The sequence below is a fragment of the Thermomonospora cellulosilytica genome, assembly GCF_014138835.1.
In the GTDB taxonomy this organism is placed as follows: Bacteria; Actinomycetota; Actinomycetes; order Streptosporangiales; family Streptosporangiaceae; genus Thermomonospora; species Thermomonospora amylolytica.
The window spans coordinates 6,821,880-6,843,098 of sequence record NZ_JACJII010000001.1 but is presented as its reverse complement, the minus strand read 5'-3'; the positions used below and the strand labels follow the sequence as shown (position 1 = coordinate 6,843,098).

Sequence of the window (21,219 nt, the reverse complement as noted above, 5' to 3'; positions counted from 1 at the left end):
CCTTCCGGGCCGCTCCTCCTGATCAGGGGCCGAGCGGTCCCGAAGACGGCGGCGGACGGGGTGATCGCGTTGCGATCCCTCGTGGGGCCGATCAGGGCCGCGCGGTCCGATGGCGGCGGGCTGCGCGACCGGGGCCGCCCCGCGAGGTGATGCGGACGTCAGAAGGCGGTGCGGGCCAGCCAGTGGTCCAGGAGCGCGGTGTCGCCGGTGATCTCGGTGCGGGCGCGGTCCGGGGGCAGGCGGCGGGTGAAGACCAGGACCAGGTCGGTGACGGGGCCGGTCAGGGTGACGTCGGCGGGGCCGTCGCCGCGTTCCCAGGTGACGCCCTCGGGAGCGCGGGTGATCAGCCAGCCGGGCTCGTCCAGGTCGGCGGGGGACAGCAGGAGCCGTTCGCCCGTGCCGCGGAGTTCGGCGATGGCGGGACGGGCCTGGGCGGCCAGGGGCAGGCAGAGCAGTTCCAGCCCCTCGGTGAGGGTGTCGGCGGCCAGATCGGGGGCGTAGTCGACCTCGACGCCCAGGGCGACGGCCGCGTCCGCCCGGTGGACCAGGGTGTCGTGGAGCATCCGGCGGATCCAGAACGAGGCGGGCCGCGGCCCGGCGAACGTCCACACGGTGGTCTCGGTCCCCGTGCGCCGTGCGGCGTCGAGCACCAGCGCGGCGCCCTCCCGCAGCCAGCCCGGCCAGTCCTCGGCCGCGGGCGACGGCGCGGGCGCGAGATCCAGTGCGGGCGGCTCGGTGAGCCGGCGCTCCACCAGGTCGGCGGTCCAGCGGTGGGCGTTCCCGATGTGCTCGACCAGGTCCCGCACCGTCCACTCCGGGCAGGTCGGCACCCGCAGATCCGGGTCGGCCCCACCGACGATGTCCGCGATCCGACCGGTCTCCTCGCGCAGTCCCGCCGCGAGCCGTTCCACTTCGAGCATGGCCTCTCCTTTCCGGCTGCTCGTACGGTAGGAACTCCACCCGGGTGGAGGTTCAAGTGAGTGTGACGGGGGTCACGGTGCTCGGCATCGGGGAGTTGGCGCGGTTGACCGGGGTGCCGGTGCGGACCATCCGGTTCTACTGCGACGAGGGGATTCTGGAGGCCGGGCGCACGTACGGCGGGCACCGGCGGTTCGGGCCGGACGCGGTGGAACGGCTGCGGACCGTGCGGCGGCTGCGGGCGCTCGGGCTGGGGCTGCCCGAGATCGGGCGGGTGCTCGCGGGGGAGCGGTCGCTGGCGGAGGCGGTCGCCGCCGAACGGGCCGCGCTGGACGCCGAACTGGCCGACCTGGCCTGGCGGCGCGCGTCGCTGCGCGCGGTCGAGGAGGCCGACCCCGCCGAACGGGCCCGCAGACTCGATCTGCTCGCGGCGGCCGAACGAGGGGCCACGGCCCATGACGCGCTGGTCGCGTTCTGGCGGGGCCTGGTGGTCGCGCAGGTGCCGCCCGGCTTGATGGAGGCGTTCCTGCACGGCACCGTCCCGGATCCGCCGCCCGACCCCACCCCGGCGCAGGTCGTCGCCTACGCCGAGATGGTCGCGCTCGCCGCCGACCGGTCGCTGGCGCGGACGCTGCGGGCGGGGGTGCGGCGGGCGGCGGCGGAGATCGCCGACGAGGGCGCCCTGATGCTCGGCGCCCACGAGGCGTCCGCCATGGTCCGGCCGGCGGTCGCCGCCGGCCGTCCCCCGGCCCCCGGACCGGCCCTGGACCTGTTCGTCGAGGCCCACGCCACCGCCCGCGACGCCCGCGACACCCCGGGCTTCCGCCGCCGTCTGCTGCGCACCGTCAGGGCCGGGCAGGACGAGCGCATGGACCGCTACTGGCGGCTCCACGGCGAGGTCACCGGCGACCCCGTCACCCTCGGCGCCGCCCAGTCCTGGCTGGTCGCCGCCCTCGCGACCACCTGCCCGCCACCGGCGCAGTGACGCCGCCCGGCCCGGCGCGCGCCCGCGGGGGCGCGGTCTCGTTCGACATCTCGTTCCTTCCGTACGTGTGTTCGGACGGGCGGACCGGCGGCGGAACGCGAACTCATCGGCGCGAGGGCGATGAGTTTCCGCGGCGCGGGTTGTCGGTACCGGTGACTACAGTCACGGGAAAGGACGAGAGGCCATGCTCATGACCCGGACCGAGGCTCCCGACACCGAGGACTTCGAGCGGCTGGCGGACCCGTTCCGCCGGGAGCTGATGGCGCACTGCTACCGGATGCTCGGGTCGGTGCACGACGCCGAGGACCTGGTGCAGGAGACCTACCTGCGCGCCTGGCGGGCCTACGACCGGTTCGAGGGGCGTTCCTCGCTGCGCACCTGGCTGTACCGGATCGCCACCAGCGCCTGCCTGACCGCGCTGGAGGGCAGGGCGCGGCGGCCGATGCCGACCGGGCTGGGCGGCCCCGGCGACCCCTCCGACGACCTGGTGGAGCGGCACGAGGTGCCGTGGCTGGAGCCGGTGCCGGACGCGCTGGTGGGGGCCGAGGGCACCGACCCGGCCGCGGTGGTGACCTCACGGGAGAGCATCCGGCTGGCGTTCGTGGCCGCCCTGCAGTACCTGCCGCCCCGGCAGCGGGCCGTGCTGATCCTGCGGGACGTGCTCAGGTGGCGGGCCGCCGAGGTCGCCGAGGCCGTGGGCGTCAGCACCGCCGCGGTCAACAGCATCCTGCAGCGCGCCCGCGACCGGCTCGACAAGGTCGCCCCGCGCGAGGAGGACGTCACCGAGCCGCCGGCCGCCGAGCAGCGCGACCTGCTCGACCGGTACGTGGCGGCGTTCGAGACCAAGGACGTCGCGGCCATCGTCGCGTTGTTCACCGACGACGCGGTGTGGGAGATGCCGCCGCTGCCCACCTGGTACGCCGGCCGCGACACCATCGGCCGTCACCTGGTCCAGGTGTGCCCGGCCCGCCCCGGCGACCTGCGGCTGCTGCGGACCTCGGCGAACGGCCAGCCCGCCGTGGCCCAGTACATGCGCGACCCGGCCGACGGCGTGTTCCGCCCGTTCAACCTGCAGGTGCTGAGCCCGACCCCCGAGGGCCTCATCAGGCACTGCGCGACCTTCCTGGACACCGGCCTGTTCCCGGTCTTCGGCCTGCCGGAGACCCTCCCCGCGCAGTCCCGATGAACGCCGGGCTCGCCCTGCTGGAGCGGGCGGTCGGCTACACCCTCGGCAGCCTCCTCGCCGTGACGCCCGCCGTCATGTCCCGTCCCACCCCCTGCCGCGACTGGGACCTGCGCGCCCTGCTCGACCACATGAACGACTCCCTGCAGGCCCTCTGCGAGGCCGCCGACCTGGGCCACATGGCCCTGGACCCGTCCCCCGGCCCCGCCGACGACCCGGTGACCGCCCTCCGCGAACGGGCCTGCCGCCTCCTCGGCACCTGGACCGCCGCCCCCGCCCGCGGCGACATCGCCATCGCCGACCTGCCCCTGGCCACCCACGTCGTCACCACCGCCGGAGCCGTGGAGATCACCGTTCACGGCTGGGACGTGGCCCGGGCCTGCGACCTGGACCATCCCATCCCCACCGCCCTGGCCGCGGACCTGCTCCCTCTGACCTCGTTCCTCGTCACCGAGGCCGACCGTCCCGCCCGCTTCGCCCCGCCGCTGTCACCGCCTCTCGACGCCACCCCCGCCGACCGTCTCCTGGCCCACCTCGGCCGCACCCCCCGCTGACCCAGGACCCGGAACAACCGCTCCTCGGCGGCGGGCTTCGAGGCGTTCGCGCTGGGGTTGGACGGTGTACTTCGGGTCGCGGGCGGAGGCCAGGCCGGCGTGGAAGACGCCGAAGCGGGTCAGGGCCGAGGCGGTCAGCAACGCGGCGCCCGCCAGGGCGTTCAGCGGGCGGTTGCGGGGGGCGAGGAGGGCGGTGGCGGTGGCGGCGAGGGTCAGGGCCTCGGCGGTGTGCAGGAGACGGCCCGGCTTGCCGGTCCGGTAGGGGGCGGCGAGCATGCCGAGGCGGCGGCGGATCAGCGCGGTGGCGGTCAGTTCCGCCGCGGTGCCGGTGAGCGCCAGGACACGGGCGGGACGGGTCTCGGCGGACGGGGCGGTCAGCAGGCCCAGCCCGGCGGCGGCCGCGGCGGCGGAGCCGGCGAACAGGAACGGCAGTTCGCGGTGGGCCTCGTGCCAGGCGGGGACGGCGGTGTCGGCGATCAGGACGGCGGTGTAGGTGGTGACGGCCGAGCCCAGGGCGGCGGCGGCCGTGCCGGTCGCGCGGCCCAGGCGGGGGAGACGGCCGGTGAGGGTGGACAGGGCGGTCGCACCCGCCATCGGGCCGTAGGCGGCCAGGAGCCAGGAGCCGACGCTCATGGGGGAGGTGGGCTTGGCGACGCGGAGCATGTTGACGAAGCGGGCGGGGCGGCCCAGGTCGTGGACGAGGGCGGCCATCGACAGGCCCAGCGCGCCCACGGCGGCGACCTCGGCGTTGCGGGCCAGCACCGGGCGGCCGGTCCACGAGGCGCCCGCGGCCAGCGCCGACGACGCGCCCGCCAGGCCGCCGAGGAAGAAGTAACCCGCGATGTCCAGCGGCTTCCACACCGGCGGGTTGAGGACGGGCTTGCCGTAGTACGAGGTGAACTCCGCCTTGGGGACCATCGGGCGCTCCCCGCCCGCGCCGCGACGACGCCGGGGGCTCACCGGCGGCGTCCCGTCAGGCAGGCGAGCGCGGTCGCGCCCAGCAGTCCGGCGGCGGCGACGGCCGCGTGCCGCCACATCGACGGCAGGTCCCGGGTGGTCACCACCGGGTCCGGCGGCAGCCCGTACACCTCGGGCTCGTCCAGCAGCAGGAAGAACGCGCCCGCCCCGCCCACGCCGTCGCCGGGGTCGGCCCCGTACAGGCGGGCCTCCTCCACTCCGGCGTCGTGCAGGGTCTCCACCCGGGCGGCGGCGCGTTCCCGCAACTCGTCCAGCGGACCGTACTGGATGGAGTCGGTGGGGCAGGCCTTGGCGCAGGCGGGCTCCAGCCCGTCGCCGATGCGGTCGTAGCACAGCGTGCACTTCCAGGCCCGCCCGTCGCCCTTGCGCTGGTCGATCACCCCGTACGGGCAGGCGGGGATGCAGTAGCCGCACCCGTTGCAGATGTCCTCCTGCACCACCACCGTGCCGAACTCGGTACGGAACAGCGAACCGGTCGGGCACACGTCCAGGCAGGCCGCGTGCGTGCAGTGCTTGCACACGTCCGAGGCCATCAGCCAGCGCAGCTCGCCCTCCTCCCGGCCCGGCGTCACGGCGCCCTGCGGGGAGATCCCCAGCACGTCCGTGTCCGGACCCACGGAGACCGGCTTGCGCTGCTCGATGAACGCCACATGCCGCCACGTGGACGCCCCCAGCCCCACGGTGTTGTCGTACGACATGCCGGTGAGCTCCATCCCGTCCTCGGGGATGGCGTTCCACTCCTTGCACGCCACCTCGCACGCCTTGCAGCCGATGCACACGGAGGTGTCGGTGAAGAAGCCCATGCGCGGCGGCGGCTCCTGGTAACCGGTGTCCGCGGCGGGGTCGCTCACATCTGCCTCCCGGTCTGCTCGTCGATTCCGGCACGCCGCCGGTACTCGTTCACCAGGTCGCGCAGCGCGGGTCCGCGGGGGCGGCGGCCCGGGCGGATGTCGCAGGCCAGCGCCTTGACCTCCTGGATGTGGACATTGGGGTCCAGCGAGATGTGGGCCAGCTCGTTGGCGGCGTCGCCGGTGCTGTAGCCGTTGGGTCCCCAGTGGTACGGGAGCCCGATCTGGTGCAGCCGCCGTCCCTGCACCTCCAGCGGCTTCATCCGTTCGGTCACCAGGACGCGGGCCTCGATGGCGTTGCGGGCGCTGACGATGGTCGCCCAGCCCAGGTGCTCCAGGCCGCGCTCGCGGGCCAGCTCCGGGGACACCTCGCAGAAGAACTCCGGCTGCAGCTCCGACAGGTACGGCAGCCACCGCGACATTCCGCCCGCCGTGTGGTGCTCGGTCAGCCGGTAGGTCGTCGCCACGTACGGGAACACCTCCGCGCCCCGTTCCCCGTCGGACGGCTGGAAGTAGTCCCGCCCCGGAGGCGGCAGCGACCGTACGGGGTTGCGCTGCTGCCCGTACAGCAGGTTGGTGAACGGCGACTCCTGCGGCTCGTAGTGCGCCGGCAGCGGCCCGTCCACCAGTCCCGATGGTGCATAGAGCCATGCCTTCCCGTCGGCCTGCATGATGAACGCGTCCGTCCCCGACAACGCCTCCGGGCCCGTGGCGCCGGGCGGAGGCTCGTAGTCGGGCGGGGTCGTGGCGTTGAAGTCGGGCACGTCCGGCCCCACCCAGCGGCGCTGCGACTCGTCCCACCGCAGGTACGCCTTGCGTTCGCTCCACGGGCGTCCGGACGGGTCGGCCGAGGCCCGGTTGTAGAGGATGCGCCGGTTCAGCGGCCACGCCCAGCCCCACTCGGCCGCCACCCAGTCCTGCTCGGATCCGGGCCTGCGGCGGTCGGCCTGGTTGACCCCGTCCGCGTAGACGCCGCAGTAGATCCAGCATCCGCAGGAGGTGGACCCGTCCGGCTTGAGCTCCAGGTACGTCGACAGCGGGCGGCCCTCGGCGTCCCGCCCGTTGATCTCGGCGAGCACCGCCTCCGCGTCCGGTTCCCCGTACCGGCCCTCGGTGGGGTAGTCCCATGTCAGGTCCAGGACCGGCCGGTCCATCTCCGGGTCGTCCAGGCCGTGCCGTTCCCGGTAGGCGGGGTCGGCGAGCCTGGCCCGGATCCGCCGCCCCAGTTCGTGGGCGAACCACAGGTCGCTGCGGGCGTCCCCGGTGGGCTCGACGGCCTGCCGGTGCCACTGCAGCAGCCGCTGGGTGTTGGTGAAGCTCCCGGACTTCTCGGTGTGCGCCGCGGCGGGCAGGAAGAACACCTCGGTGCCGATCTCCTCGGTGCGCAGCTCCCCGGTCTCGATCTCCGGCCCGTCCTTCCACCAGGTCGCCGACTCGATCAGCGAGAAGTCCCGCACCACCAGCCAGTCCAGGTTGGCCATCCCGAGCCGCTGCAGCCGGGCGTTGGCCGATCCGACCGCCGGGTTCTCGCCCAGCAGGAAGTAGCCCTTGCAGATGCCGTCGAGCTGGGCCAGCACCGTCTCGTACGTGCCGTGGTTGCCGGTCAGCCGGGGCAGGTTGTCGAAGCAGAAGTCGTTGTCCTCGGTCGCCGCGTCCCCCCACCAGGCCTTGAGCAGGCTCACCAGGTAGGTGCGCATGTTGCTCCAGTAGCCCTTGCGGGCGGACTCGGCCCGGATGTAGGTCTCCAGGTCCTGGTTGCGGTGCGCGTGCGGCATCGGCAGGTAGCCCGGCAGCAGGTTGAACAGCGTCGGGATGTCCGTCGAGCCCTGGATCGAGGCGTGGCCCCGCAGCGCGAGGATGCCGCCGCCCGGCCGTCCCATGTTGCCCAGCAGCGCCTGCAGGATCGACGCCGTGCGGATGTACTGCACGCCGACCGTGTGCTGGGTCCAGCCCACCGAGTAGACGAACGCGGTGGTGCGCTCCCGCCCGGAGTTCTCCGTGATCAGCTCGCAGACCTTCGCGAACGTCTCCTGCGGGACGCCGCAGATCCGCTCCACCGTCTCCGGCGTGTACCGGGCGAAGTGCCGCCGCAGGATCTGGAACACGCAGCGCGGGTGCTGCAGCGTCTCGTCGGTCCGGATCCGCAGCGGCTCCGCGGACACGTCCGCGCCGCCCGAGCCGTGCGCCTCGCCGCGCGCCGCCTCGCGGGTCTCGGCCCGTTCCTCGAACTGCTGCTCCTGCAGCCCGGACGGGGCGGACACGTCCGCGCCCTCGTACCGCCAGCTGTGGAAGTCGTAGGAACGGTTCCGCGGGTCCAGACCGGAGAACACCCCGTCCAGGTCCTCGGTGTCCCGGAAGTCCTCGCTGACGATGGTGGACGCGTTGGTGTAGGCCAGCACGTACTCGCGGAAGTACTTGTCGTTCTCCAGCACGTACCGGATCAGCCCGCCCAGGAACGCGATGTCGGACCCCGCCCGCAACGGGACGTGCAGGTCGGACATGGCGCTGGTGCGGGTGAACCGCGGATCCACGTGGACCACGGTCGCGCCGCGCAGCCTGGCCTCCATCACCCACTGGAACCCGACCGGATGGCACTCGGCCATGTTCGAGCCCTCGATGACGATGCAGTCGGCGTTACGCAGGTCCTGCTGGAACGTGGTGGCGCCGCCGCGCCCGAAGCTGGTCCCCAGACCGGGGACGGTGGAGGAGTGTCATATCCGCGCCTGGTTCTCGATCTGGATGGCGCCCAGCGCGGTGAACAGCTTCTTGAAGAGGTAGTTCTCCTCGTTGTCCAGCGTGGCCCCGCCGAGGCTGGCGAACCCGAGGGTGCGCCGCACCCGGTTGCCGTCCTCGTCGGTCCACTGCCAGCCGTCCCGCCGCGCCCTGATCACCCGGTCGGCGATCATGTCCATCGCGGTGTCGAGATCCAGGCGTTCCCACTCGGTGCCGTACGGCCGCCGGTAGAGCACTCCGCTCTCCCGGGCCGAGCCGGTGGTGAGCTGGAGGCTGGCCGACCCCTTGGGGCACAGCCGGCCCCGGGAGATCGGCGAGTCGGGGTCGCCCTCGATCTGGACGACCCTGCCGTCCCGGACGTACACGTTCTGCCCGCAGCCCACCGCGCAGTACGGGCAGACCGACTTGACGACCCGGTCGGCGTCGGCGACCCGGGGACGCAGCCGCTCGGTGCCCGCGCTGCGCGCGGCCGCCCCGCGTCCCGTCCGGTCGGCGCCGGTGGCCTGACGCCACACCGGCCACCTGCCCAGGAGGTCGCCCCATCCCATGCCCGCCGCCCTACCCGCCGTGCCGTCCCTTATGCACAGGACGAACCGCACATACATCCCGCAGGTCCGGGTAGGCGGGCGGCGACGGCTCCGCGACCCCGCGAGGGAGGTTCCGATGGCACAGAAGGTCGGCGAGGTCATGACCCCGGTCCCGGTCGCGGTGCCGCCTCGGTGCTCGCTGGCCGAGGCCGCCGGGCAGATGCGCGCGCACGGCATCGGCGACGTGCTGGTCGTCGAGGAGGGCCGGCTGCGCGGGCTGGTCACCGACCGGGACATCGTGGTGCGCGCGGTCGCCGACGGCCGGGACGTCAACACCACCACGGTCGGCGACGTGTGCAGCGCCGAACTGGTCACCGTGAGCACGGCCGACGACGCCGACACGGCGGTGCGGCTGATGAGCGAGCACGCGATCCGGCGGATCCCGGTCGTCGACGGCGACCGCCCGGTCGGCATCGTGTCCATCGGGGACCTGGCCGTGCAGCGCGACGAGCACTCGGTGCTCGCCGACATCAGCGCCCAGCCCCCGAACACCTAGACTGCGGACCCATTCGATCATCGAGTGACTCCTCCACTCCCCGAGGGGAGCGGCTTCTCGCTAGGCCGCTTGCGCGGCGTCGCGAAGGGCAAGCCCTGCCCGCAGGAAGTTGATCGCCGCGTTCACGTCGGCGTGCGCCTGGTGGCCACACCCCTGACATCGGAACTCGGCCTGGGTGACGCGGTTCCCGGCGGCGCAGTGCCCGCAGCGCGGGCAGGTGCGGGAGGTGCCGGCGGGGTTCACCGCGATCAGCTCACGACCGGCGCTTTCAGCCTTGTGCGCGAGGATTCGCAGGAACACCCCCCAGCCCGCGTCCAGAATGCTCCGGTTCAACCCGGCCTTGGCGGCGACGCCCCGGCCCGGCTGCTCGGCCGTGCCCTTGGCCGAGCGGGTCATGTTGGTGATCCTCAGGGCCTCATGCGCGATCACGTCATAGTCACGGACCAAGCGCAGGGCGGCCTTGTGCGCGCCGTCCAGGCGCTGGCGGCGGATCTTGGCGTGCAGGGCCGCCACGCGGGCGGCGGCCCTGCGGCGACGCCTGCTGCCGCGCTTCTTGCGGGCAAGGTCGCGCTGGGCGGCCGCCAGCCGGTCGGCGGACGCGGCCAGATGGCGCGGATTGGCCAAATGGTCGCCGTCGCTGGTGGTGACCAGCGAGGCCACGCCCAGGTCGATCCCGGCCACCGCGCCCGTGGCGGGCAGGGACTCGGCGGGCACGTCCTCGCACGACAGGATCACGTACCAGCGTCGGCCTTCCCGCTTCACCGCGATCGTCTTCACCCGGCCACGTACGGGGCGGTGCCGGTGCACACGGACGTGCCCGATGCCCTGCAGCCGCACGAACGTCGCGGTGGGGTGTCCGGGCTGGGAGTCCCACCGGCAGCCGTCACCGTCCTTGGGCCACTCGACCGTGTCGAACCAGCCACGCCCCTTGAACCTGGGGTATCCGGGTGTCTGCCCGGCCTTGCGGCGGCGGAAGAACGCCGCGAACGCCTTGTCCAGCCGGCGCAGCGTGGCCTGCTGGGAGGAGAACGACCAGCGGCCCTGCCCGCCGGGGTCGTCGCCGCGGATGTGCTTGAGCTCGGCGGACTGGTCGCCGTAGCGGATCTTCGCCCCGGCCATCCGGTAGGCGGTCCGGCGGTGCTCCAGCGCGGCGTTGTAAAGCTGCCGGTGCTCCTCCAGACACGCCACCAGCGCGACCGTCTGCCTACTGGTGGGGCGCAGCAGAAACTTGTAGGCGCGCCTCACTGCGCGCGCCGCCGTTCCTCGGCCCGCAGGCCCTCGGTGAGAAGCACCACGGCGGCAGCGTTGATCGAGATGCCGACCTGCTCGGCGTACTCGATGATCCGCCGCTTCAACTCCGGCGGGACGCGCAGGTTCAGCGACTCGCGCGGCGCTCCTCTGACCACAACCAACATGCTACCAAGATGTGGTGACAAAAGGGGGAGCGCGGATTCCCCCGCCGGCCAAGGCAGGCGGTCCCCTCCGCGCGAATCCAATGGGCTCGTACGGGATCGGCGTCGAACGGGCGATGGCCGCGATCGTGGAGGCGCACCACGACGACGCGGGGATCGTCTGGCCCGCCGCGGTCGCCCCGTTCCGGTTCGCGGTGGTCCTGCTCGACCCCGTGACGAGCAGGTCCGCCGGGTCGCCGAACGCCTCCACGGGGAACTGGGCCCGGAGTCGATCCTGGACGACCGCGACGAGCGGCCGGGCGCCTGGCCGCGCTCCGGTCCTGAGGCGCGACCGGGGCGAGGGCGCCGGCCCCGCCCCTGTCGCGCGCGTCAGTTCCGGTCGTCCTCCGGCGGGAGGTCCTCCAGCAGGTCGTCGAACTCGCCGTCCTTCACCCCGGCGACGAACGCCTCCCACTCGGCCTCGGTGAAGTAGAGCGTGGGACCGTCCGGGTCGGCGGCGTTCCGCATCGTGATCGCCTGGGTGCCGGGAGCGAAGACCTTGTTGTCCTTGCGGTGCTCGTCCGGAACGTCGGCGGCGTCGATGAACTCGATGATGACCCTGTCGGAGGCTTCCTGCTCACTCACGCGCACGCCTTCCCTTCGTCGCGAACGGTGTGACACGCCATGCTAGGGCCGCGACCGGCCGGAAGCGGTGTTACCGACAAGATGCCCCGGCCTGCGAGGTTTCATCCCGTACCGGCGAGTTCGCGCGGCCTGGCGTCGTTCTCCTCGCCGATCCCGTACCGGCGGTGCACCCGGGCCAGCGGGCCCGGCGCCCACCAGCAGGCCCGGCCCAGCAGCCGCATCGTCGCCGGCACCAGCACCAGCCGCACCACGGTGGCGTCCAGCACGATCGCGACGGCCATGCCGACCCCGATCAGCTTGATGAACGACACCCCCGAGGTGGCCAGCGCGCCGATCACCACGACCAGCAGCAGCGCGGCGCTGGTGATGATGCCGCCGGTGCGCTGCAGCCCGGCCGCGATGGCGCCGGCGACCTCGCCGGTCCGGTCGTACTGCTCGCGGATCCGCGACAGCAGGAACACCTCGTAGTCCATCGAGACCCCGAACAGCAGGAGCAGCATCAGGATCGGCATGGCCGGGGCGATGTCGCCGGTGGCGGTGAAGCCCAGCGGGCCCGACAGGTTGCCGTCCTGGAAGATCCACACCACCGCGCCGAACGCGGCCCCCAGCGACAGCAGGTTCGCCGCGATCGCCTTGACCGGCAGCACCAGCGAGCCGAACGCCAGGAACAGCAGCACCGTGATCGCCAGCCCCACCACCAGCGCCGCCCACGGCAGCACGGCGCCCATGCTGTCGAGCTGGTCGATCACCGCCGCGGTGGGGCCGCCGACGTGGACCCGCACGCCCGGCGGGGCGGGCACGTCGCGGACCCGTTCCACCAGCTCGCGGGTGGCGTCGGACTGGGCGTCGCCGGCGTAGGTCAGCGAGATCCGGGCGGCCTCGGCGCCGTTGCCGGTGACGGACGCGCCGGTCACGCCGGGGACCCGGGCCAGCCGTTCGGCGAACGCGGCCGGGTCGGTCCGGCCTTCGAGCACGACCTGGACGGGAACGTCGGTGTCGCGGGGGAACTCGCGTTCCAGGGTCTCGTCGACCACCCTGGCCTCGGTGCCCTCCGGCAGCACCCGGGTGTCGACCGCGCCCCAGTCGATCCGCAGGAACGGGGCGGCGACGGCCAGCAGCACCGCGGTGGCGGCCACGGCGTACAGCGCGGGGCGGCGCATCACGCCGTGGGCGAGCCGCTGCCAGCGGCCCGGCCCGTCCCCGGCGGTCCCGGCGGCCCGGCGGCGGACCGGCAGCGCGTTCACCCGCGGGCCGAGCACCGCCAGCAGCGCCGGCAGCACGGTCAGCGCCGCCACCAGGTCGACCAGCACGGTGGCCACGCCGCCGTACCCCATCGACTTGAGGAAGATCTGCGGGAACAGGATCAGCCCGGCCATGGAGATCGCGACCGTGATCCCGGAGACCAGCACGGTCCGCCCGGCGGTGGCCATGGTGGCGGCCAGCGCCTCCTGCACCGCGTCCGGGGCGCCGCCGGCGCGCCGCAGCTCCTCGCGGAACCGGGCGACCATGAACAGCCCGTAGTCGATGGCCAGGCCCATCCCCAGGAAGGTGGTGACGTTCACCGCGAACACCGACACGTCGGTGACCAGCGCGATCGCGTGCAGCGCGGTGAACGAGCCGAGGATGGCGACCCCGCCCACCGCCAGCGGCAGCGCCGCCGCCACCAGCCCGCCGAAGATCACCACCAGCAGCACCAGCAGGATCGGGGCGGACAACAGCTCGGCCCGGGCGATGTCGGCCGAGACCCGCCCGTTGATCGCGTCGTTGGCCGCGACGGCCCCGCCGACCCGCACGGTCAGCCCGTCCGCCCGCCCGAGCGCGTCCTTGACCGCCGCGTACGCGTCGGCGCGTTCGGCGGCGTCGTCCCCGGCGAGCATCACGGCGGCGAACGTCTTGGTGCGGTCCGCGCTGAGGAACGCGGGCGATCCGGTCGAGTAGTAGCTGGTCACCCGGGCGACCCGGTCCCGCGGGAGCTCGGCCAGGGCCGCGGTGACCGCGGCCCGCACGGCCGGATGGTCGGCCGTGCGGCCGGCGCGGTCCTCGTAGACGACCACCACGTCGGTGTCGTCGCGGGGCAGCGACCGCTCGGCGACCTCGACCGCCTCGGCGCTCTGGCTGCCCGGCGTGGAGAACCCGTCGGCCGAGGTCATCGCGCCGAACACGCCGGTGCCCCAGACCCCGGCGAAGATCATGGCGGCCAGCGCCAGGGCCAGGATCGGCCGGCGCCGCCGGTAGGTCAGGCGTCCCCATCGTTCCAACATCACTGCCTCCCCGGCGTCCTGCGATAAACGCCGTTAACTAGAGTTGCCTACGTTCGCATACGGCGTTAACTTGAGTCAACACCGTTAATGAGGGATCATGTGAGGCCCCGACGGCCAAGGAGGGCCCATGGCGGTGACCAGGCGCGACCGGCTCCGCGCGGCGACCGTCCAGGAGATCGTGCAGACCGCCCGCCGGCTGCTGGTCGAGCACGGCCCGGACGCGGTCACGCTGCGCGGGGTGGCCCGCGAGATGCAGCTGACCGCGCCCGCCCTGTACCGCTACTTCGGCAGCCACGAGGAACTGCTCAAACGCGTCATCGGGGAGCTGTTCGGCGACCTGGCCGACCACGTGCGGGACCGGATCACGGCGGTGCCGCCCGGCGACCTGTCCGGGCGGTTCCTGGCCGCCTCGCGCGGCTTCCGCGAGTGGGCGCTGGCCCACCGGCGCGAGTACGCCCTGCTGTTCGGCAACCCGATGCCCGGGGTGGACGTCGACCTCGAGGACCACGCCGCCAACGGCGGACGCCGCCTCGGCTGGGTGTACCTGTCGCTGTACCTGGAGCTGTGGAACCGGGCCCCGTTCCCGGTGCGCTCCCCGGAGGGGATCGACCCCGGCCTGCGCGCCCAGCTCGACCGGTACCGCGACCGGATGGGGGTCGACCTCCCGAGCGGGGCCATGCTCACGTTCCTGCGGTGCTGGACCCGGCTGCAGGGCGCCGTCAGCCTCGAGGTGCTGGGGCACCTGAGCTTCGCCCTGGACGACCCCGAGCCCCTGTTCGAGCTCATGCTCACCGAACTGGCCGCGGAACTCGGCCTGGAGTACCGCCCGCCGGACGGCCCGTAGCCGCCGGTGACCGGGCGTCGCGGGCATCGCGTCACCCGGTCAGGTCCACGCCACGGCGATCGCGGCGTTCGCGATCGTCAGGACGGCGACCGCGTACGGCAGGGGACCGGTGGGCCGGTCGTTGCGGGACGCCGCCGCGTGGGCGCCGTCAGGGCGGCGGCGGGCCAGCAGGGCGCAGACGAACACGGCCACGGCGACGGCGAGCTTGACCGCCAGCTTCGGCTCGTTGTTGCCCATGTCGCCCGCCGTCCGCACGGCGGCCAGCAGCACGCCGGTGCCGAGCAGCGCACCGGCCGCCGCCGGGAGCACGGCGCCGATCCGGCGGCCCGCGCCCAGATGGACGACGACCGAGACCAACAGGACCGCCAGGGCGGCGAGGTGGCCGGCCAGCAGGACCACGCGCAGGACTTCCATGCGCCTCCAATCGTGGGTTCCGGCCTCACACACTGGCGGCGGAGCCCGGGGCCGGGCCTCCGCCGTCCGGCCCGGTCCGCGGCCAGTGGGCGGAGGCGCCCTCCTCCGATCGGAGGAACCGCCGGGAGGGGGCGCCGACCTACCATCGGGCTGTGCTGACCCGGTGGATGGAGCGGATCGTCGACGACCAGGCGGCCCCGGCCCGCTTCGTCGTGCTGTCCGTTCTGGCGCTGGGCGACCTGCGGCTGGTGCACCGCCCGGAGACCGGGCGGGACTGGGCGCTGGCGCTCGGGGCGCTGGCGGTCTGCCTGGCCGGATCGCGGATCCCGCTGGGGGCGGCGGTCACGCTGGGGGCGCTGCTGCTGGGCGGCGACCTGCTCGGCGCGCAGGTCGGGGTGCCGATCAAGGCGATGATCGCGGTGGCGCTGTTCGAGCTGGCGCTGCGCAGGTCGGGACGGCGGGCGGTGCTCGGGGCCGCGGTGACCGTGACGCTGGTGGGCGTGCACGTGCTGCGCTCCCACGACGAGGCGGCCGGGTCGCTGTACCGGCTGGGCATCCTGGCCGGGCTGCCGCTGCTGCTCGGCGCCTACATCCGGCTGACCCGCGAGAACGCCCGGCAGGCCCGTGAACGGGCCGCCGAGACCGAACGCCGCCGCCGGTCCGAGACGCTCGCCGCCCGCGCCGCCGAGCGCACCGCCATCGCCCGCGAGCTGCACGACCTGGTGGCCCACCACGTGTCGTCGATGGTGCTGCGGGTCGGGGTGGCCCGGCACGTGCTGACCGGCGACACCGACCCCCGGGTCGCCGAGGTGCTGGACGACCTGCACGGATCGGGGACCGCCGCGCTGGCGGACCTGCGCCGGCTGGTGGCGCTGCTGCGCGACCCCGAGCAGGTCCGGGCCGACCCGGCGACCTCGCTGGTGGAGCCGGCCGGGCTGGTGGAGGCGCTGGAGGCGGTGCTGGAGCGCGGCCGGCGGCCCGGGCCGGCGGTGACCGCCGAGGTGGACCCGGCGATCACCGGGCTGGACGCGATGCGCGGGCTGACCGTCCTGCGGCTGTGCCAGGAGGGCCTGGCCAACGTGGCCCGGCACGCCGGCCCGGGCGCCGCCGCGCGCCTGTCGGTGCGTCTGGACGGCGCCACGGTACGGGTGGAGATCGCCGACGACGGCGGCCGGGACGTCCCGCCGCCGGACCGTCCGGCGGCGGTGCGATCCGGGGGACACGGGCTGATCGGCATGACCGAACGGGTGGAACTGCTGGGCGGCCGGCTCCAGGCCGGTCCGGTGCCGGGCGGGCGCGGCTGGCGGCTGCTGGCCGAGCTGCCCTCGGGCCCGCCCCCGGCCGCCGAACCCGGCCCGGCGCCGGTGCACCTCGCCGCCCCGCCGGACGCCCTGGATCCGGGCGGGTGGCGCGGAGGGCCGGGCCGGTGATCCGCGTCCTGCTGGTGGACGACCAGCACCTGGTGCGGATGGGCCTGCGGATGCTCTGCGAGTCGGCCCCCGACGTGGAGGTGGTCGGCGAGGCCGCCGACGGCCGGGACGCCCCGCGGCTGGTCGCCGAGCTGCAGCCGGACGTGATCCTGATGGACCTGCGGATGCCCGGGGTGGACGGGATCACCGCCACCGGGCGGATCATGGCGGCCCGCCCGGCCAGCCGGATCGTGGTGCTGACCACGTTCGGCGACGACGACCACCTGTACCCGGCGCTGGCCGCCGGGGCGTTCGGCTTCCTGGTCAAGGACGCCCCGCCACAGGACCTGCTGGCCGCGATCCGCCGGGCCGCCGCCGGGGAGCAGCCGTTCAGCCAGGACGTGCTCGGCAGGCTGGTGGAGCGGGCGGTCGGCGCGCACGACGCGCGCCGGGCCCCGGCCGGGCCCGGGCTGCCGGAGCTGACCGGCCGCGAGCGCCAGGTGCTGGCGATGGTGGGGGCCGGGCTGTCCAACGGCGAGATCGCCGCCCGGCTGCACCTCGGGGTGACCACCGTCAAGACCCACGTCGCCAACCTGATGCGCAAGACCGGCTGCCCCAACCGCATCCGGCTGGCCGTGCTGGCGGTGCGCAGCGGGCTGTCCGCCGAGTGATCCGGACGCGCGACGGCCCCGGACCGCGGCGGTCCGGGGCCGTTCGGGCGATGCGGGCGATCCGGGAGATCAGTACGTGGGCAGGCTCGGGTCGATCTGGTTGATCCAGGCGATCACGCCGCCGCCGACGTGCACCGCGTCGGCGAAGCCGGCCTTCTTCACCACGGCCAGCGCCTCCGCCGAGCGGACGCCCGACTTGCAGTGCAGCACGATCTTCCTGTCCTGGGGCAGCCGCTCCAGGGCGTTGCCGTTCAGGAACTCGCCCTTGGGGATCAGCGTGGCGCCCGGGATCGAGACGATCTCGTACTCGTTCGGCTCGCGCACGTCGACCAGGAAGATGTCCTCGCCCCGGTCCTGCATGGCCTTCAGCTCGTGCACCGAGATGGTGGAGTCCTTGGCGGCCTCGCTGGCCTCCTCCGACACCGTGCCGCAGAACGCCTCGTAGTCCGGCAGCAGCTCGGTGATGGTGGGGTTCTTGCCGCACAGCGCGCACTCGGGGTCCTTGCGGACCTTGACGGCGCGGTACTGCATCTCCAGGGCGTCGTAGATCATCAGCCGGCCGACCAGCGGCTCGCCGATCCCGGTGATCAGCTTGATGGCCTCGTTCACCTGGATGGAGCCGATGGAGGCGCACAGCACGCCGAGCACGCCGCCCTCGGCGCAGGACGGCACCATGCCGGGCGGCGGGGGCTCGGGGTACAGGCAGCGGTAGCACGGGCCGTGCTCGGCCCAGAACACGCTGGCCTGCCCGTCGAACCGGTAGATCGACCCCCACACGTACGGCTTGCCGAGCAGCACCGCGGCGTCGTTGACCATGTAGCGGGTGGCGAAGTTGTCGGTGCCGTCCACGATCAGGTCGTAGCCGGAGAAGATCTCCATCACGTTGTCGCGGTCCAGCGCGACGTTGTGCACCACCACGTCGATCAGCGGGTTGATCTCGCGCACCGTGTTGGCGGCGGACTCGGCCTTGGGCACGCCCAGCGAGGACTGCCGGTGGATGACCTGGCGCTGCAGGTTGGACTCGTCGACGACGTCGAAGTCGATGATGCCCAGCGTCCCCACCCCGGCGGCGGCCAGGTACATCAGGGCGGGGGAGCCCAGACCGCCGGCGCCCACGCACAGCACCTTGGCGTTCTTGAGGCGCTTCTGACCGGCCATCCCGACGTCCGGGATGATCAGATGCCGCGAGTAGCGGTTGACCTCGTCACGGGTGAGCTCCGCAGCGGGCTCGACCAGAGGGGGCAACGACACGGTGGCGCTCCTGTGCTTGGCCTTGGTGGCTGACGGACCGGGACGCCCGACCGAGGCGACCCGTCACTGCACAACCTTGCCATGCCCCCCGCCATTCCCGAACCCGGGGCGTTGCGGGCATGAAGTGGCCGATTGCGGGCATCGACCGGGCACCCGAGAAGTGAGGAGCGAACAGATGCGGTCGAAACGGCGTACCGCCCCCCGGGGCACCGCCCGCGAACGGCGGCGCGTGCCGAGCCTGCGCGAACTGCGGGCCCGGCTGCGCACCGAGAAGGCCGAGGCGCGCCTGCTGGACACCGAGATCCGCATCCACACCGAGGCCGCCCGCATCCGCGACCAGGTCCGGTCGTCGGCCTGACGGGCGGGTCGCGCGGCGACGCGCGAACGACAAGGAGGCGCACGATGGGACTGCTCGACAAGCTCAAGAACAAGGCACAGCAGGCCAAGGGCCGTGGCAAGGAGGAGGCCGGCCGGGCCACCGACGACCCGCGCCTGGAAGGCGAGGGCAAGGCCGACCGGACCTCCGGGAGCGTCAAGCAGGTGGGCGAGCACGCCAAGGACGCCGCCCGCGACGTGAAGCGCTCTTTCGATTGAACGCCGGGCGCGCCGGGGGGTGCGTCGTCGCCCGCCGGTATGCGCATTGCGGGCCCGTGGGCATTATGTTGTGAGACGTGGCCCTCCAGCCGTTTCGTTACCCGGCCGAGCCCGCGCCGGCGCCGCCCGACGCCCGAAGGGCCCTGGGGCTGCGCGCACGGGACTGGACCTGGGTGGCCCTGGCGGTGGCGATCGGCTACGTGGTGCTGAGCGTGGTGTCGGCGATCGGCGTCGCGCGCGAGCTGGGCCGCGAGCCGACCGCCGCCGAACTGCGCCGGGCGGCCGACGTGGAGGTGGCCCGGCGCTGGCGGGCCTGGCCCGCGGGACGGATCTTCCCGGCACGGCTGGCCTACCGGACCGGCGCCGATGAGGTCGAGTACGCCGTCCGGGCGGGCATCTCCCCGGAGACCGACTGCGCCACCGCGGTGGAGCCGGCCGTCGCCGAGGTGCTGCGCCGGCACGGCTGCCGCGCGGTGCTCCGCGCCACCTACACCGACCAGCTGGAGGGCGTCGTGGTGACGATCGGGGTGGCGGCCTTCCCCGACCAGCGGGCCGCCCACCGGGCCCGGCAGGAGATCCCCGGCTCGGCCACCGCGCTGCGGGCGGCGCCGTTCCCCGGCACCGCCGCCGCCCGGTTCGACGACGACGCCCGGCAGACCGGCACCGCCGAGCGCGGCGGCCCGTACCTGGTGCTGACCACCGCCGGGCAGTCCGACGGGCGCCCGGCCAGGGCGGTGGCCGGCAGGCAGCCGCCCGGCGACCTGTTCGGGCCGGTGCCCCAGCTCGGCCACACCGTCGCCCAGACCCTGTCCACCCGGGCCCTGCCCGACTGCGGCGACCGCGACTGGCAATGCTGAGGCGGCCGGGACGCACCGGGCTCGTGGCCCGGGCGGGGGCGGTGCTGGCCGCGGTCGGCCTGGCGGTCGCGCCGGTCGCCGTTCCCGCGCACGCCGACGAGATCCGCGACCGGCAGCAGCCGATCCTGCGCGCCCTCGGCGTCCCGGAGGCCTGGAAGATCACCCGCGGGGCCGGGGTGACCGTCGCGGTCGTCGACTCCGGAGTGGACCCCGGCCAGGCCGACCTGCGCGGCTCGGTGACGGCCGGCCCCAACATGCTCGCCGACATCGACGGCCGCCGCCCCCCGGTGGGCCGGCACGGCACCGGGATGGCCTCGCTGATCGCCGGGCACGGGCACGGCCCCGGCGGCCGGGACGGCGTCATCGGCGTCGCCCCGCAGGCCCGGATCCTGTCGCTGCGGGTGATCGCCGAACCCGGCGACCCCTCCTACGCGCTCTACCGGTCCGGCCGCGAGTCCGACTCGGTGGCCCGCGGCATCCGGTACGCCGCCGACAACGGCGCCGACGTGATCAACCTGTCGATCGGCAACGACCGGCCCGACCCGGAGGAGCGCGAGGCCGTCGCGCACGCCATCGCCAAGGGCGCGGTGGTGATCTCGGCGGTGGGCAACGACGGCGACGAGCGCGACCGGCTCGACGAGAACGGCTTCGCCCCGTACTCCTACCCGGCCTCCTATCCCGGGGTGATCGGGGTCGCCGCCACCGGCCGCGGCAACGACCGGGCCCCGTTCTCCAACCGCAACCACTCGGTGGTGGTGTCGGCGCCCGGGGTGGGGATCCCGGTCGCCGGGCCCGGCGACGACTACTTCCTGACCGAGGGCACCAGCGACGCCAGCGCGCTGGTCTCCGGGATCGCCGCGCTGATCCGCTCCCGCCATCCCGACCTGCGGCCGGCGCTGGTCCGGCAGGCGCTGCTGGACAGCACCCGGCACCGCCCGGCCGGGGAGTACGACGCGTCGGTGGGGTTCGGCCAGGTGCACGCCGGGGCGGCGCTGCGCGCGGCGGCCCGGCTGGCGGCCGCCCGCGACCCCGGCGGCCTGCCCGCCGACGAGCGGTTCGGCGCCGACGCGCCCGGCCCGGTGAAGGTGATCGACCGGCCCGTCTGGCTGGAGCCGGTCGCGATCGCCGCCATCGTGCTGTGCCTGGGCGGCGTCGCCGGAGGCGGCGCGCTGGCCGTGACGCTGTGGCGGCGCACCCGCCCGCTGCCGTGGTGGGCGGGGCCGGTCGCCGTCGCCGGGCCCCCGCCGCGCCCGGTCCCGCCCCCGCTGGTCTTCGACGACGCCGCCCCGCCCCCGGAGCGCCCCGCGGGCCCGCCGGTGTTCGAACGCCCCGAGGCCCCGGCCGCCACCGAGACGCCGGCTCCGGAACGCCCCGCCGCCCCGGTGGTCCCGGCGGCCCCGCCCGGAGTCCGGATGCCCGCGCCGACCTTCGAGCATCCCACGCAGCCGTCGGGGCCGTCCGGTCTGATGCCGCCCCCGCCCGAGCCGTCCCTGCTGAATCGGCCGGACCCGCCGCCGCGTTCGGCCCGACCGCAATTCGAGCCGCCGGCATAGCGCCGAAAATGTGATCAACCGGCCGGTCAAGATCCATTACATTGCCC

21 protein-coding genes are annotated in these 21,219 nt (G+C 74.3%); 11 read left to right on the top strand and 10 right to left on the bottom strand.

All coding sequences use genetic code 11. From position 1 onward, the window contains the following. Positions 1–158 precede the first annotated feature (158 nt). Positions 159–920, bottom strand: a complete 762-nt coding sequence (locus HNR21_RS32145) for a maleylpyruvate isomerase family mycothiol-dependent enzyme (RefSeq protein WP_182708088.1) — start codon at positions 918–920, stop codon at positions 159–161. Between the two features lie 56 nt (positions 921–976). Here HNR21_RS32145 and HNR21_RS32140 point away from each other — a divergent pair, with 56 nt between their 5' ends. The 3 genes from HNR21_RS32140 to HNR21_RS32130 all read left to right on the top strand — a co-directional run bounded on the left by HNR21_RS32140 (position 977) and on the right by HNR21_RS32130 (position 3,640). Beyond that, positions 977–1,903 (top strand): MerR family transcriptional regulator, encoded by a 927-nt coding sequence (locus HNR21_RS32140; protein ID WP_220500382.1) that lies wholly within the window; start codon positions 977–979, stop codon positions 1,901–1,903. Positions 1,904–2,087: 184 nt separating this feature from the next. Further along, complete coding sequence (locus HNR21_RS32135; protein ID WP_376766613.1) at positions 2,088–3,089, top strand: sigma-70 family RNA polymerase sigma factor; 1,002 nt, start codon at positions 2,088–2,090, stop codon at positions 3,087–3,089. Further along, positions 3,086–3,640, top strand: a complete 555-nt coding sequence (locus tag HNR21_RS32130; protein WP_182708087.1) for a TIGR03086 family metal-binding protein — start codon at positions 3,086–3,088, stop codon at positions 3,638–3,640. Before HNR21_RS32135 ends, HNR21_RS32130 begins: the two co-directional genes overlap by 4 nt. On the opposite strand, the gene nrfD is transcribed toward HNR21_RS32130, so the two are convergent. Genes nrfD through fdh form a run of 3 tightly spaced genes read right to left on the bottom strand, consistent with a single transcriptional unit; the run spans position 3,575 to position 8,747 of the window. Further along, a complete protein-coding gene (gene nrfD / locus HNR21_RS32125) occupies positions 3,575–4,558 on the bottom strand; it encodes an NrfD/PsrC family molybdoenzyme membrane anchor subunit (protein WP_182708086.1) in 984 nt (327 codons plus the stop codon). The two genes, HNR21_RS32130 and nrfD, sit on opposite strands and share 66 nt — an antisense overlap. Before the next feature lie 38 nt (positions 4,559–4,596). Then, a complete protein-coding gene (locus HNR21_RS32120) occupies positions 4,597–5,421 on the bottom strand; it encodes a 4Fe-4S dicluster domain-containing protein (RefSeq protein ID WP_182708947.1) in 825 nt (274 codons plus the stop codon). 44 nt (positions 5,422–5,465) lie between these two features. After that, entirely contained in the window at positions 5,466–8,747 is a 3,282-nt protein-coding gene (gene fdh, locus HNR21_RS32115; protein WP_246442401.1) for a formate dehydrogenase, read from the bottom strand. 115 nt (positions 8,748–8,862) lie between these two features. Here fdh and HNR21_RS32105 point away from each other — a divergent pair, with 115 nt between their 5' ends. Then, complete coding sequence (locus HNR21_RS32105) at positions 8,863–9,282, top strand: CBS domain-containing protein (protein ID WP_119728987.1); 420 nt, start codon at positions 8,863–8,865, stop codon at positions 9,280–9,282. Positions 9,283–9,342: 60 nt separating this feature from the next. Here HNR21_RS32105 and HNR21_RS32100 read toward each other — a convergent pair whose 3' ends face one another. The 4 genes from HNR21_RS32100 to HNR21_RS32085 form a co-directional block, all read right to left on the bottom strand. Further along, a complete protein-coding gene (locus tag HNR21_RS32100) occupies positions 9,343–10,527 on the bottom strand; it encodes an RNA-guided endonuclease InsQ/TnpB family protein (RefSeq protein WP_182708085.1) in 1,185 nt (394 codons plus the stop codon). Beyond that, on the bottom strand, positions 10,524–10,697 hold the full coding sequence (locus tag HNR21_RS32095; RefSeq protein WP_182708084.1) for a toxin-antitoxin system HicB family antitoxin: 174 nt from the start codon (positions 10,695–10,697) through the stop codon (positions 10,524–10,526). The genes HNR21_RS32100 and HNR21_RS32095 overlap by 4 nt, the downstream gene beginning before the upstream one ends. A gap of 366 nt (positions 10,698–11,063) precedes the next feature. Next, the gene (locus HNR21_RS36490) at positions 11,064–11,318 is read right to left on the bottom strand and encodes a DUF397 domain-containing protein (RefSeq protein ID WP_119731877.1); all 255 of its coding nucleotides are present in this window, start codon (positions 11,316–11,318) and stop codon (positions 11,064–11,066) included. A 101-nt stretch (positions 11,319–11,419) separates the two neighbouring features. Then, positions 11,420–13,579 carry an MMPL family transporter gene (locus HNR21_RS32085; RefSeq protein WP_182708083.1) on the bottom strand — a complete coding sequence of 720 codons (2,160 nt, stop codon included), beginning with the start codon at positions 13,577–13,579 and terminating at the stop codon, positions 11,420–11,422. 127 nt (positions 13,580–13,706) lie between these two features. Here HNR21_RS32085 and HNR21_RS32080 point away from each other — a divergent pair, with 127 nt between their 5' ends. Beyond that, on the top strand, positions 13,707–14,423 hold the full coding sequence (locus HNR21_RS32080) for a TetR/AcrR family transcriptional regulator (RefSeq protein WP_182708082.1): 717 nt from the start codon (positions 13,707–13,709) through the stop codon (positions 14,421–14,423). A gap of 39 nt (positions 14,424–14,462) precedes the next feature. On the opposite strand, the gene HNR21_RS32075 is transcribed toward HNR21_RS32080, so the two are convergent. Then, entirely contained in the window at positions 14,463–14,837 is a 375-nt protein-coding gene (locus HNR21_RS32075) for a hypothetical protein (RefSeq protein ID WP_182708081.1), read from the bottom strand. Positions 14,838–14,989: 152 nt separating this feature from the next. Here HNR21_RS32075 and HNR21_RS32070 point away from each other — a divergent pair, with 152 nt between their 5' ends. Both HNR21_RS32070 and HNR21_RS32065 read left to right on the top strand, forming a co-directional pair. Next, positions 14,990–16,267, top strand: coding sequence for a sensor histidine kinase (locus tag HNR21_RS32070; RefSeq protein ID WP_220500381.1), 1,278 nt, complete (start codon positions 14,990–14,992; stop codon positions 16,265–16,267). Further along, positions 16,264–16,917 carry a response regulator transcription factor gene (locus HNR21_RS32065; RefSeq protein ID WP_182708080.1) on the top strand — a complete coding sequence of 218 codons (654 nt, stop codon included), beginning with the start codon at positions 16,264–16,266 and terminating at the stop codon, positions 16,915–16,917. Before HNR21_RS32070 ends, HNR21_RS32065 begins: the two co-directional genes overlap by 4 nt. A gap of 69 nt (positions 16,918–16,986) precedes the next feature. Here the strand turns inward: HNR21_RS32065 and moeZ are convergent, their stop codons facing one another. Then, entirely contained in the window at positions 16,987–18,168 is a 1,182-nt protein-coding gene (gene moeZ, locus HNR21_RS32060; protein WP_119728993.1) for an adenylyltransferase/sulfurtransferase MoeZ, read from the bottom strand. Between the two features lie 175 nt (positions 18,169–18,343). Here moeZ and HNR21_RS32055 point away from each other — a divergent pair, with 175 nt between their 5' ends. The 4 genes from HNR21_RS32055 to HNR21_RS32040 all read left to right on the top strand — a co-directional run bounded on the left by HNR21_RS32055 (position 18,344) and on the right by HNR21_RS32040 (position 21,172). Further along, positions 18,344–18,526, top strand: a complete 183-nt coding sequence (locus tag HNR21_RS32055) for a hypothetical protein (protein WP_119728994.1) — start codon at positions 18,344–18,346, stop codon at positions 18,524–18,526. 44 nt (positions 18,527–18,570) lie between these two features. After that, positions 18,571–18,762 (top strand): CsbD family protein, encoded by a 192-nt coding sequence (locus HNR21_RS32050; protein WP_182708079.1) that lies wholly within the window; start codon positions 18,571–18,573, stop codon positions 18,760–18,762. Between the two features lie 77 nt (positions 18,763–18,839). Next, positions 18,840–19,619 (top strand): hypothetical protein, encoded by a 780-nt coding sequence (locus HNR21_RS32045; protein WP_182708078.1) that lies wholly within the window; start codon positions 18,840–18,842, stop codon positions 19,617–19,619. Then, positions 19,613–21,172, top strand: coding sequence for a S8 family serine peptidase (locus HNR21_RS32040; RefSeq protein WP_220500380.1), 1,560 nt, complete (start codon positions 19,613–19,615; stop codon positions 21,170–21,172). The genes HNR21_RS32045 and HNR21_RS32040 overlap by 7 nt, the downstream gene beginning before the upstream one ends. Positions 21,173–21,219: the final 47 nt, after the last annotated feature.

Bases quoted from the DNA above. Each gene is read 5' to 3' on its own strand.
- HNR21_RS32145 (WP_182708088.1), bottom strand. From the start codon at position 920: ATGCTCGAAGTGGAACGGCTCGCGGCGGGACTGCGCGAGGAGACCGGT.
- HNR21_RS32135 (WP_376766613.1), top strand. From the start codon at position 2,088: ATGCTCATGACCCGGACCGAGGCTCCCGACACCGAGGACTTCGAGCGG.
- HNR21_RS32130 (WP_182708087.1), top strand. From the start codon at position 3,086: ATGAACGCCGGGCTCGCCCTGCTGGAGCGGGCGGTCGGCTACACCCTC.
- nrfD (WP_182708086.1), bottom strand. From the start codon at position 4,558: ATGGTCCCCAAGGCGGAGTTCACCTCGTACTACGGCAAGCCCGTCCTC.
- HNR21_RS32120 (WP_182708947.1), bottom strand. From the start codon at position 5,421: ATGGGCTTCTTCACCGACACCTCCGTGTGCATCGGCTGCAAGGCGTGC.
- HNR21_RS32105 (WP_119728987.1), top strand. From the start codon at position 8,863: ATGGCACAGAAGGTCGGCGAGGTCATGACCCCGGTCCCGGTCGCGGTG.
- HNR21_RS32095 (WP_182708084.1), bottom strand. From the start codon at position 10,697: ATGTTGGTTGTGGTCAGAGGAGCGCCGCGCGAGTCGCTGAACCTGCGC.
- HNR21_RS32085 (WP_182708083.1), bottom strand. From the start codon at position 13,579: ATGTTGGAACGATGGGGACGCCTGACCTACCGGCGGCGCCGGCCGATC.
- HNR21_RS32080 (WP_182708082.1), top strand. From the start codon at position 13,707: ATGGCGGTGACCAGGCGCGACCGGCTCCGCGCGGCGACCGTCCAGGAG.
- HNR21_RS32075 (WP_182708081.1), bottom strand. From the start codon at position 14,837: ATGGAAGTCCTGCGCGTGGTCCTGCTGGCCGGCCACCTCGCCGCCCTG.
- HNR21_RS32055 (WP_119728994.1), top strand. From the start codon at position 18,344: ATGCGGTCGAAACGGCGTACCGCCCCCCGGGGCACCGCCCGCGAACGG.
- HNR21_RS32050 (WP_182708079.1), top strand. From the start codon at position 18,571: ATGGGACTGCTCGACAAGCTCAAGAACAAGGCACAGCAGGCCAAGGGC.
- HNR21_RS32040 (WP_220500380.1), top strand. From the start codon at position 19,613: ATGCTGAGGCGGCCGGGACGCACCGGGCTCGTGGCCCGGGCGGGGGCG.